General features: G+C 71.2%; 9 protein-coding genes. 5 read left to right on the top strand and 4 right to left on the bottom strand.

All coding sequences use genetic code 11. The features are described 5' to 3' along the window. Positions 1–21: 21 nt before the first annotated feature. Positions 22–666 (bottom strand): NAD(P)/FAD-dependent oxidoreductase, encoded by a 645-nt coding sequence (locus tag OG371_RS43135; RefSeq protein WP_329073415.1) that lies wholly within the window; start codon positions 664–666, stop codon positions 22–24. A gap of 435 nt (positions 667–1,101) precedes the next feature. Continuing rightward, complete coding sequence (locus OG371_RS43130; protein ID WP_329062860.1) at positions 1,102–2,526, bottom strand: serine/threonine-protein kinase; 1,425 nt, start codon at positions 2,524–2,526, stop codon at positions 1,102–1,104. A 209-nt stretch (positions 2,527–2,735) separates the two neighbouring features. On the opposite strand from OG371_RS43130, the gene OG371_RS43125 reads away from it, so the two are divergent. The 4 genes from OG371_RS43125 (at position 2,736) to OG371_RS43110 (ending at position 8,922) form a co-directional block, all read left to right on the top strand. Beyond that, positions 2,736–3,332, top strand: a complete 597-nt coding sequence (locus OG371_RS43125) for a malectin domain-containing carbohydrate-binding protein (RefSeq protein WP_329062858.1) — start codon at positions 2,736–2,738, stop codon at positions 3,330–3,332. Between the two features lie 181 nt (positions 3,333–3,513). After that, positions 3,514–7,791, top strand: a complete 4,278-nt coding sequence (locus OG371_RS43120; protein WP_329062856.1) for a DUF6531 domain-containing protein — start codon at positions 3,514–3,516, stop codon at positions 7,789–7,791. 7 nt (positions 7,792–7,798) lie between these two features. Beyond that, on the top strand, positions 7,799–8,353 hold the full coding sequence (locus OG371_RS43115) for a hypothetical protein (protein ID WP_329062855.1): 555 nt from the start codon (positions 7,799–7,801) through the stop codon (positions 8,351–8,353). 140 nt (positions 8,354–8,493) lie between these two features. Next, the gene (locus tag OG371_RS43110) at positions 8,494–8,922 is read left to right on the top strand and encodes a histone-like nucleoid-structuring protein Lsr2 (RefSeq protein WP_329062853.1); all 429 of its coding nucleotides are present in this window, start codon (positions 8,494–8,496) and stop codon (positions 8,920–8,922) included. Positions 8,923–8,971: 49 nt separating this feature from the next. On the opposite strand, the gene OG371_RS43105 is transcribed toward OG371_RS43110, so the two are convergent. After that, on the bottom strand, positions 8,972–9,187 hold the full coding sequence (locus OG371_RS43105; RefSeq protein WP_329062851.1) for a hypothetical protein: 216 nt from the start codon (positions 9,185–9,187) through the stop codon (positions 8,972–8,974). 249 nt (positions 9,188–9,436) lie between these two features. On the opposite strand from OG371_RS43105, the gene OG371_RS43100 reads away from it, so the two are divergent. Then, positions 9,437–10,600 carry a serine hydrolase domain-containing protein gene (locus OG371_RS43100; RefSeq protein WP_329062849.1) on the top strand — a complete coding sequence of 388 codons (1,164 nt, stop codon included), beginning with the start codon at positions 9,437–9,439 and terminating at the stop codon, positions 10,598–10,600. 170 nt (positions 10,601–10,770) lie between these two features. Here the strand turns inward: OG371_RS43100 and OG371_RS43095 are convergent, their stop codons facing one another. Further along, complete coding sequence (locus OG371_RS43095) at positions 10,771–11,754, bottom strand: BTAD domain-containing putative transcriptional regulator (RefSeq protein WP_329062847.1); 984 nt, start codon at positions 11,752–11,754, stop codon at positions 10,771–10,773. Between the last annotated feature and the right edge of the window lie 108 nt (positions 11,755–11,862).

Below are 11,862 nucleotides of genomic sequence, written 5' to 3'. Positions count from 1 at the left end.
TTCACCGGCGAATAACGAGCCTCAGCTGTCGAATCCGAAACAGACCCGGTCCATGGCCTTGGGCCAGAGGTTGCGCCGCCCGTCCCGGCGGTCGGCCCGGACGAGGGAGAGCTGGGTGAGCCGGACGCCGGTCCAGCGCAGCGGCTCGGGCGGGAACGGCAGCGGTTTCGTGCTGACCATGGTGGTGCGGGTCCGTTCGGTGGGCACCCCGGACAGCAGGTCGAGCATGACGTCCGCGGCGAAGCGGGTGGCGCCGACGCCGAGCCCGGTGTGACCCGCCGAGTAGGCGATCTTCCCGTGCCCGGCGGTGCCGTAGAACGCGTTGAACCGCGTGCAGGTGTCGATCGCGCCGCCCCAGGCGTGCGTGAAGCGCAGCCCTTCCAGCTGCGGGAACGTGCGGAAGAACTTGGCGGCCAGCGAATAGTAGGTCCGCGGCCGGGAGTCGTGCTCCGCGCGGACCCGGCCGCGGTAGTGGTACACCGCGTCGTAGCCGCCCCACAGGATGCGGTGGTCGGCGGTCATCCGGTAGTAGTGGAACTTGCTCCCGGTGTCGGCCAGGCCCTGGCGGCCCTGCCAGCCGATCGCCGCCTGCTGCGCCTCGCTGAGCGGCTCGGTCATCAGCGCGTAGTCGTAGACCGGGATGGTGTAGGGCCGGACCCGGCGCAGCGGCGAGCGGAACGCGCTGGTCGACGGGGCTTTTGCGACGGCAGCGGTCCGCGTTCTTCAGCGGAGACCTTCGCGGCGGCGACGGGCTGCTTGCTCAGCGGGGTCTTCGGCGCGGCAGCGGATTGCGGTGCTCGGCGCGGATCTTCGCCGCACTTCCGGAGCAGCCCGGCCTGGGGTGCGCCAGGCCGGTGGTCGGCGGGAGTCTCTGCGCGGCAACGGAGTGTGCGGCTCTTCGCCGGGACAGCGAGCTGCGTTGGTCGGCGAGGGGCTTTGCTGTGGCAACAGGCTGAGCTGGTCAGCGCGAGTCTTTGCCGTGGCAGCGGGCTGCATTGCTCGGCGGAGGTCTTGGCACGGCAACGACCGCTCGGGTCGTCGCGGTGGTAGCGGGCGGCGTTGCGCGGCGGGAGTCTTCGCCGCCGGAGTGGATTGCCTTGTTCAGCGTGAGTCTTCGCCGTGTTTTCGGAGCAGCTCGGCGAGTTTCTTGGCGGCCACCTTGTCACCGGCGTCGGCGGCCTTGCGGTACCAGTGCTCCGCCCCGGCGATGTCGCCGCGGCGTTTGAGTAGGGTGCCGAGGCGTTCCATGCCGCCGGCGAACCCGGCCTCGGCGGCTCGCCGGTACCAGGCTTCGGCTTCGGCGGGCTGGTTTCGGTCTTCGTACAGGCTGCCGAGGTTGGCCAGGGCGGGACGCACGCCGGCGTCGATTGCCTTGCGGTACCAGCGTTCCGCTTCGTCCCGGTCGCCTCGTTCGTGGTAAAGGAGGCCGAGGTTGCTCAGGGCGCCGGCCGAGCCCGCGTCGGCGGCCTTGCGGTACCAGTGCGCGGCTTCCTCGTAGTCCTTGCGGCGCCTGAGCACACTGCCCAGCTCCACCATGGCCGCGACGTCGCCACGCTCGGCGGCCATGCGGTGCTTGGCTTCGTCGGGGCTGATCGGCTTGACCCCAGCAGCCCTTGGTTCGACCGAACGCACCGAAACATCCGCCGGCGCGCTCTTCGGCGCAGCGTCCAGCACCTCGGCAGGCGCGCCGCCGGAGATCAGGCGTTGCAGGATCTCGTGCGCCGTCGGCCGGTCGGCGGGGGATTTCGCCAGTGCGGCCTGGACCTGGTCGCGCAGGGCGCCGTCCAGTCCGTCCAGATCGGGTTCCTCAGTGAGGGTCCGGTGGATCACCCCCGAGTCCGCGCCGAACGGTGATTCGCCCTGCGCGGCGAACGCGACCACCGTGCCCCAGGCGAACACGTCGGCCGCCGACGTGACCGGCTCGGCCCGCAGCTGCTCCGGGGCCATGAACGCGGGCGTGCCCAGCATCGCGCCGTCCACGCTGAGCCGGCTCAGGTCGGCCACCCGGGCGATCCCGAAGTCGATCACCCGCGGCCCGAACGGCGACAGCAGCACGTTCGCGGGCTTCAGATCGCGGTGCACCACCCCGGCGTCGTGGATCGCGGTCAGCGCGGCGATCACGCCGACCGCCAGCGCCTCCAGGTCGGCGCCGCGCAGCGGGCCGGAGCCGGTGACGAAGTCGTGGAGGTCGGGGCCGTTGATGAACTCCGTGACCAGGTACGGCGGGTCGGCGCCGGGGTCCGCGTCGAGGATCGGGGCGGTGCAGAACCGCCGGACCCGCCGCGCGGCCTCGACTTCGTGGTGGAACCGCGCGCGAAACGCCGGGTCGGCGGCGTGCCCGGCGCGGATCACCTTGACCGCCACCGGACGGCCGTCCTTGCCGACGCCCAGGTAGACCGTGCCCATACCGCCCGCGCCGAGCCGCCGCAGCACGCGGTAGCCGCCGATCTTCCGCGGGCCGTCGGGGACCTCGGTCCGCAACCCCGCGACGCCGCCCTTACGGCCGAGCCGCCAGCCCTTGCCCACCCGTGACCCTCCTGCCGCCGACGCATCGGAGTGAAGCCAGACCAGCCTCCCACATCGGCGCCGGGAGGGGTCCCTGCGGCGAATCCGCCCTTTCGACGGCATTCGCCCGGGCACGATTCCTACCTCTTTTACCCTTTGTTTCCCCGGTAGCGTCATCCCGCATTCGCTTCTCCCCAGTGGTGATTCTTCAGCGTGACAGGAGAAAATTCATGAGTAGCAAAGCGGTCGGCCGTCGAAGACTGCTCACCCTGACGGCCGGGGTGTCCGCCGCCCTGTTCTTCGCCACCGGCGCCGCCCACGCCGACCCGCCGCCGCTCGCCGACGGGGTGTCCATCGACGTGGGCGGAAACGGCGGCAGCGGGTTCGTCGCCGATTCCTATGGCACCGGCGGCATTCCCGACACGATTCCGGTCGGCAAGCCCAGCCTGCCGAACTTCGGCAACACCGTCGCCCACCCCATCCCGGCCGAAATCTGGGACACCTCCCGCTTCACCGACTCGACCTACACCGTGCCCGGCCTCACCCCCGGCGCGGCCTACCAGGTCCGCCTGTACTTCCTCGACTGGCACTGGACCCACGCCGGGCAACGCGCCTTCGACGTCTCCATCGACGGCACCCCGGTGCTCACCGACTTCGACATCACCGGCACCGCCGTCGAGCACGGCGCCGACGGCCAGGAAGCGTTCGGCGTCGAACGCGACTTCCCAGTCACGGTAGCCGCCAACGGCACCACGACGATCAGCTTCACCCGCGGTTCCGCCGACCAGGCCCAGATCAACGCGATCGTGATCACCCCGGCGGCCTAGCCCCGCGGACGGCATCGGCCGGCGCCTCGGCCGATACCGTCCGTTGTTCGGCAAAAATCGGGTAAATTCCGGACAAATCGTCTGGACCATCCGGGTAATGCGCCCGGATCCCGGCCCACCGCGGGGAACCCGGTGGTTTGCTCGTGACGTCCGACGGGGTGGGTGTGAAGGGCGGTGGGGGATGAGCAATCCGCTGGTCGCGGCGAAGCAGGATTCGACGACGTGGCACTCCGGGATCAACATCATCGACGACGCGGCGTCGGCGTATGACGGGATCTCCTCGGGCTCGTGGGTCGAGGGCGGGCTGGGAGTCCTGGGCGCGGGGCTGGATGCGCTGACGATGGCGATGAACCCGGTGGGGACGTTGATCTCCTACGGGCTGAACTGGCTGATCGAGCACGTGAAGCCGTTGCAGGACGCGTTGAATCAGCTGGCCGGGGACGCGGACCAGATCGCGGCGTACTCGCAGACCTGGAAGAACATCGCGTCGGCGGTGGACAAGGCGTCGAAGGATCTGTCCACGACGGTCACCCAGGACACGGCGAACTGGCGGGGCCCGGCGGCGGACGCGTATCGGGCGATGATGAAGGAGAAGATCGACCACCTCGGTGCGGCGTCGACGTGTGCGTCGGCGATCGCCATGGTGGTCGAGGTGGTGGGGGTGATCACCGGCGCGGTCCGGATGCTGGTGCGGGACATGGTCACCCAGGCGGTCGGGGATTTCATCCAGGACGCGCTGGAAGAGGTCTGCTCACTCGGCCTGGGCACCCCGGTGGTGGTCGCCCAGGTCGTCGAACAGGTGGCGGCGTGGACCGAGAAGATCGGCGCGGTGATCAAGAAGCTGATCAATTCGGTGGAGAAGCTCCGGCCGTTGATGAGCAAACTCGAAGAGATCTTCGCCTCGATCAAGAAGGTCATGGCCGAACTGCACGGCCACGCGGGTGACGACGCCACCCACGCGTCCTCCGCCCCCGGCGAGCCCCACTCCACCCCGCCCGGCGAAGAACCGCACACCCCCGGCGACGGAACCCACGCACCCGACGACGGCGCCACCGCCCCGTCGGGCACGGAGCCGTCCGGCACCTCGGCGAACCCGGACGACCCCGGCGCCCGCGGCAGCACCGACCCGGCGAAGGACGGCCGCCCGAACGACGGGAAGTGCACCGGCGGCGACCCGGTCGACCTCGCCACCGGGGAAATGCTGATGTCCCAGACGGATGTCGAGCTGCCCGGGGTGCTCGAATTGGTCCTGCGCCGGACCCACATCTCGAGTTACCGGCTCGGGCGCTCCTTCGGCCCCTCGTGGGCGTCCACAGTGGACCAAAGGGTCGAGCTGGACGCGGACGGCGTCTGCTACGTGGGCGCGGACGGGGTCACCCTGACCTACCCGGCACCCGCGTCCGACGGCACGCCGGTGCTCCCGTCGCACGGCGCCCGCTGGCCGTTGCGCGCGGTCTCCGCCCACGAGTTCACCGTCACCAGCCCGGCCGACGGGCAGATCCGCCGGTTCGCCGCCCCGGCGGGATCCGGCGCGCCCACGCGGGTGCTGCTGTCGGAGATCGCCGACCGCAACGGGAACCGCATCAGCATCGTCCGGGACGACGCGGGCACTCCGGTGGCGATCGAGCATTCCGGCGGTTACCGCATCGCCGTCGACACGGTGGGCAACCGGATCACGGGGCTGCGCCTGAGCCGCGGGCCCGGCCGCGACATCCCGTTGGCGAGCTACGCCTACGACGTCGAGGGCCGACTGTCCGCCGTCGGCAACTCGTCCGGCCGGGACCTGCGGTTCGAGTACGACAGCAGCGGCCGCGTCACGCGGTGGACCGACCGCAACGGCCACTGGTACGCCTACCACTACGACCCGGCGGGCCAGGTCGTCGGGACCGACGGCAGCGGCGGTGCGCTCGCCTGCGAGATCCGGTACGACTGGCGGAACCGGGTGACCACCTACCGCAACTCGCTCGGCGCGGTCAGCACCTACCACTTCGACGGCAATTGGCAGCTGGTGCGCCAGGTGGACCCGCTCGGTGCGATGAGGCAGTTCGAGCGTGACCACTACGGCCGGGTCACCGCCGAGACAGACCCGTTGGGCCACACCACCCGGTACGAGTACGGCCTGACCGAGGAGCCCACCCGGGTCGTGCACCCGGACGGCAGCAGCACCACCACGGTCCAGGACGAGCACGGCCTGCCCGTCGAGCTCACCGACGCCGACGGCGCGGTGTGGCGGTACCGGCGCGACGAACGCGGAAACCTCGTCGAGGAAACGGATCCGGCCGGCGCGGTCACCCGGTACGGCTACAACGAACTCGGGCACCGCCGGACCGAAGCCGACGCGCTCGGCAACGTGCGCCGGATCGAAACGGACGCCCGTGGCCTGCCGGTCGCGGTGACCGACCCGCTGGGCCGCACGACGCGGATCGGCCGCGACGAGCTCGGCCGGGTGACCGTCGAGGTCGACCCGCTGGGCAACACCACCAGGACGTCCTGGACGGTGGAGGGCAAACTGCTGACCCGGACGCTGCCGGACGGGACCGTGGAGCGCTGGCGGCACGACCCGGAGGGCAGCTTCGCCGGGTACTCCGTCGGCGGCGGGCCGCTGATCTCGGTCGCCACGACCCATTTCGACCTGCCGGTCACGCAGGTCGGCGCGGACGGCAGCCGGATGGAGTTCGGCTACGACACCGAGCTGAACCTGACCACGGTCGTCGACGCACGGGGCTCGGTGTGGCGGTACGAGTACGACCCGGCCGGCTTCCTGGCGCGGGAAACGGATTTCAACGGCCGCGTGACGACCTACGAACGGGACCTGGCCGGCCGGCTCACCGCCAAGACCAACGGCGCCGGGCAGACCACCACCTACCACCGTGACCTCCGGGGCCAGGTCGTGCGGACGGTGTCCCCGACGGACACGATGGACTTCGCCTACGACGCGGCCGGCCGACTGGTTTCGGCGTCGAGCCGCGACTCGTCCGTCAGCCTGACCAGGGACCCGCTCGGCCGCGTGCTGACCGAGACGGTGAACGGCCGGACCGTCACCTCGGACTACGACGCGCTCGGCCGGTGCGTTCGCCGGCGGACGCCGGGCGGCACCGTGTCCACCTGGGAGTTCGACGCCGCCGGTGCACCGGTCGCGCTCCGCAACGGAAGCCGGACGCTGGCGTTCGCCTACGACGCCGCGGGCCGGGAAACCGCCCGGACGACCGCGGCCGGCCTGCGCCTGAACCAGTCGTGGGACGCGAACGACCGGCTGGTCGGCCAGACCGTGCTGGCCGGCGCCGGGAACCCGGTGCAGCAGCGGGGTTTCCAGTACCGGCCGGACGGCAGCCTCACCGCCGTCGCCGACCGGGTCAACGGACCGCGCCGGTTCGACCTCGACCCGTTCGGCCGGATCGAGCAGGTGCACAGCCGGCAGCGGTCCGAGCACTACCGTTACGACGCGGCGGGTTACCTGACCGGTGCGGACACCCACGGCGCCGGGCTGTCCGAACCGTGGCGTTACACGGGAACCCTGCTGCACGAGGCGGGGGAGCTGCGCTTCCAGTACGACCGGCAAGGCCGGGTCGTGCGCAAGCAGCGTGGCGCCGAGGTCTGGTCGTACGCCTGGAATGCCGACGACCAGCTGACCGGCTTGGTCACACCGGACCACTCGCAGTGGCGGTACACCTACGACGCGCTGGGCCGCCGGATCGCGAAGGAACGCCACGCGAACGGCCAGGTCGCCGAGCGGGTCGACTTCGTCTGGGACGGCACGACCCTCGCCGAGCAGCTCACCAGCCGCAGCTCGATGGCCTGGGACTACGACCCGTTGTCCCATCGGCCACTCGTGCAGGCCGAGCGCCTGGGCGCCGACGAGCAGTTCTACGCGATCGTCACCGACCTGGTCGGCGCGCCGACGGAGCTGCTGGACGAGCACGGGAACGTGGCGTGGTTCGCGCAGACCACCGGCTGGGGCGCGCCGGTCGCCCAGGGCGGCAGCGCATTCACGCCGTTGCGCTTCCCCGGCCAGTATGCCGATCCGGAATCGGGGCTGAACTACAACTACTTCCGGTACTACGACCCGGAAACCGCGCGGTACTTCAGCGCCGACCCGCTCGGCCTCGCCGGCGGTTACGCGCCGCACAGTTACGTGCCTAACCCGTTCACCTGGCTCGACCCGCTCGGACTGTCCCTGCTGGACGTGGGCAAGAACGGCGTGCGCATCGTGGTCCACGAGTACGACGTCGACAAGCCGGCGCACGCCCACGTCACCGGCCGGGGGCGGGAGGTGCGGGTCGGGCCGAACGGGAACCCGCTGAAGAATCAGCCGGAGCTCTCGAGCCAGCAGAAGCAGGTCGTGGAACACTACAAAACGGAGGTCAGGAAGGCCGTCAAGAAGCTCGGCCGGAGGAACCTGGCGGAACAAGAGGCGGAGAAGGCGAAGAAGGCCGCCGCCCGGACGCCGTGCGATGGGTGATGAGGGTATGACATTACGGGCGGATCTGGCCGCCTTGCTCGCGCAAGCCGGCATCATCGACGTGGACCTCGACGCCGCCGTCGCCGACGAGCACGTGCGCTCCGCGGTCTACCAGCGCGTCATTCCGGTGATCGCGGCTTCCGTCAGCCGCGGCGACGACCGGGAGGTGGCGGCCGCGATCCTGCGCGACCCCGAATCGCTGACGGCCAAGACGGCGGTGGTGGCCCTCGTGGACGAGATCGCCGAGAAAACGGCTGATCCGGCCGCTTTCCGGCGATGGGCCGACGAAGTCCTGCCGGAGGAGGAGCTGCGCCAGGCGGGAGTGGACCACGAATTCATCCGCCGGCGTATCCGCGACTGGGAATTCGCGCTGTCCGTGAAGGACGGTCGGGTGCCGGACCCGGCCGAGCTGGCGGAGGTGACGGACTGGATGCAGCGGGAGCTCGCCGCGAGCTCGTCCTCGCTGCCGCTGCTCGGCCTGCTCGCGGAGTCCGGCCGTACCAGGAAGATCCGGAATATCGCGGAGAGCCGGGCCAGAAGCCTGCGGCCGAGAACGAGCTGAACCGGCGGCTGTCCACAGTGGCCGGGATCGTGCACTGTGTGGCGCTGGGGCATTCAACCGGCCGACAGTTATGATGATCCGGTAATGTGTCCCCGGCCGGACCGGGCGTCCGGCCCGTGACTTCTGGAGGGCACCGAACGATGGCGCAAAAGATCCTGGTGGCGATGGTCGACGATCTCGATGGCGGCACCGCCACGCAGACTGTCCCTTTCGGTCTGGACGGCGTGCAGTACGAGATCGACCTGTCGGACGAGAACGCCGACGACCTGCGGGACGCGTTGGCCCGCTTCATCTCCTACGCCCGCCGGGTCGGCGGCCGTAGGGTGCGGTTCGCGGTCGGCGAGTCGGCGGCCGAGCGCAAGGCCCCGACCGGCGCGGAGCGCGAGCGCAACCGCGAGATCCGCCAGTGGGCCCAGGAAAACGGGTTCGCCGTCGCCGATCGCGGCCGGCTGCCGTCGGACGTGGAGAAGGCGTACGAAGACGCGCAGCGCCAGCCGGTGGCCGCCGCGAAGACGACCGCCGCGGCCCGTAAGCGCGCGCCGCGCAAGAAGGCCGTCGCGAAGGTTTGATCTCTTGGTGCTCGTGAGTGTTTAGGACGGTTAGAACCGTCCTAAACACTCACGAGTCATCAGGCCTGCGGCGTCCACGATCCGTCGACCGTGATGCCGGCTGCCGCGGCGATCCGGTCGCCCAGCCGGCGCCGAGCAAGCCGCGCTCGCGTTTGCCCTCGATCAGGCGATCGCCGGTGGGCCGGCCGGTGGCGCCGTGCAGGCGCATGCTCGCCCGCAGCCCGAGTTCCGGCGCCAGCACGACCTCGTCGGCAGTAGTGTCCATTGTGGTCAGCAGTGACCCGCGCAGGCCCAGTATCCGGCCGTTGCCCGGCAGCTGTGCCCGTACGCGCTTGACCTCGGCGGCGATCGGGCCGTCCTCGCTGCCGCGCGTTCGTCCACAGAGGACGATCAGGCGTCTTGTGCCCGGTGCGGCCGCGAAGGCGCGGTGTCCGTTTCATCCGGAGTTCATCGGTCCTGGTTAACCTCGCGCGAAGCCCAGGCCGATCAACAAAGGGGAGACATAGTGCAGACGTTGCCCAGACCGTTCAAATGGTCGCTGACCGCGGTGGGAGCCGCGGTCGTGCTGACGACGGTGGCGACCCCGGCGGGTGCGGATCCCTCGCCGCACAGCGCGACGCAGGAGGCGGTGACTCAGTACCAGATCACCAACGAGGCTCCCGGCGCCGGGATCACCGTCCGCGACAACGCCGCGCTGTGGAGCGTGACCAGCGGCAGCGGGGTGATCGGCCGGGCCCAGCCGATCGGGCCGGACACCCGCGCGCACATCGGCAGCCTGACCAAGACGTACACCGCGGCGATGGTGCTGCAGCTGGTGGCCGAGGGCCGGGTCGCGCTGGACGCGCCGGTCGAGACCTACCTGCCGGGCGTGGTGGACGGAAACGGTTACGACGGCAGCAAGATCACCGTCCGCCAGCTGCTGAACCACACCAGCGGGATCGCCGACTACATGACCGTCGGCGGCGGGTTCAACCCGGTCAACCAGCTGCACCCGCACACCCTGGCCGAGGTGGCTTCCTGGGGGCTGGCCGAAAAGCCGCTGTTCGCGCCCGGCACGAGCACGCAGTACTCGGACACCAACGCCATCCTCGCCGGCATGATCATCGAGAAGGTCACCGGCCACTCGTACGCGCAGGAACTCGCCACCCGGATCACCACCCCGCTCGGCCTGGCCAACACCTACCTGCCCACCCCCGGCGACAAGACCATGCCGGCCGGCAGCGAGCGCGGGTACCTGACCAAGAAGGTGCTCGGGTCGCTGTTCTTCGTCGACGTCACCGAGGTCGCCGAGCCGAGCGTCGGCGGGTCCGGCGGCGGCCTGGTCTCCAGCGGGGCCGACCAGACGCGGTTCCTGCAGGCGCTGCTGGCCGGCCAGGTCGTGCCGCCCGCGCAGCTGGCCGAAATGCTCACGGTCGCGCCGATCCCGGACAAGCTTTCCGGCGACTACTTCGGCCTCGGCCTGGTCCGGTTCACCCTGCCCTGCGGCGGACAGGCCTGGGGCCACTACGGCGAATGGCCCGGCTACACCTCGATCGCCGCCGCCACCCCCGCCGGCCGCGCCGCCTTCGCCACCCTCAACGTCACGCCGACCGCCGGCTCGAGCGCGGGCAGCGGCAGCGGCGGACCCGGCATGGGCGAGCGGGTCCCGATGAACACCGCCCTGTGCGACCAGGGCTGAGCAGCGATGCGGGAGCCACGGTGCCGCCTTTGCGCGGGCCGTGGCGCCCACGATTGCCGTGACTTTCGGGAGAACGGCCGGTGGTGCCGCAGGGTGTGGTGACGCCACGAGACTCGCGAGCCCGATCCCGCCGGAGCGCAGCAGCTCGCCGGAATCGCGAGCGGTAGCGCTCAAACCCCTTGCAACACAGCCCGCCGAGCCCCACACAGCACTTCGCCCGGTGCCACGCCCAGATCGTCGGCCAGGCGGCGGCAGGTGCGGGCGAAGACGGCCAGGGCGTCGGCCGGGCGGCCGGCTCGGTGCAGGGCCCGCATGAGCAACGCGGCCAGCGGTTCGCTGTGCGGGTGTTCCGGGGCGAGCGTCCACAGCTCGCCGACGGCGTCGGTGTGGCGGCCCAGGCGCAGCTGCCACTCCGCCTTCTGCTGGGACAGGACGATCCGGCGTTCGGTCAGCCGCAGCCGTTCCAGCTCGGCGAACGGGCCCGGCAGGCCCGCCAGCGGCTCGCCGCGGAACAGCTCCAGCGCCCGGCCGTAGCCGGCCACCGCCGCGGACAGGTCGCCGACGTGGCGGGCCTCGTTCGCTTCCGCCACGAGTTCCTCCAGCCGCGCCGAGTCGAGCCGGACGCCGCGGGCGGCGAACCGGTAGCCGGCGCCGGCCCGGGTGATCAGGTCGCCCGGGGGCAGGCACTTGCGCAGGCGGTAGACGTACACCGGCACGACGTTGCCGGCCGGCGGCTCCAGCCCCCACACGCGGTCGAGCAGCTCCCGCTGGCTGACGATCATGTCCGGGCGCAGCACCAGCGCCGCCAGCAGTGCCTGCTGCCGGACCGGCCCGACTGCCACCGGCTCCGCCCCCGAGTGCACCTGCACCGGGCCGAGCACCGAGATCCGCAGCCGCCCGCCGGGCGCCGGAATCTGACGGGGAGTGACGATGCCGTGGTCGAACGCGTAGACGATGGCGGCGGCCCGGTCGCGTAACCCGAGCCTGGTCAGGAGCTGCCCGACGTCGCCGTCCACGGCCGTCTCGGAGGTCGCCAGCGCCGCGGCGATCTCGGAGTTCGTCAGGCCGCGGCCGAGGGCGCTGAGCACGTCGCGCTCCCGGGCGGTGACCGGCGCGCAGGCGCGTACCGGGTCGTCGATTGTGGTCGCCACCATGGTGGACCCCCCGTGGTCGATCAGCTGATGGAGCCGCCGATGGTGGCGTCGCGGCTGCTCAGGGGGCCAGGCCAGGGAACCGGCCGTTTCTGGCCGGTGGCCGCGATA

Source organism: Amycolatopsis sp. NBC_01480, from assembly GCF_036227205.1.
In the GTDB taxonomy this organism is placed as follows: Bacteria; Actinomycetota; Actinomycetes; order Mycobacteriales; family Pseudonocardiaceae; genus Amycolatopsis.
Note: the sequence above shows the minus strand (reverse complement) of the source record. Positions and strands in the feature narration are given on the sequence as shown.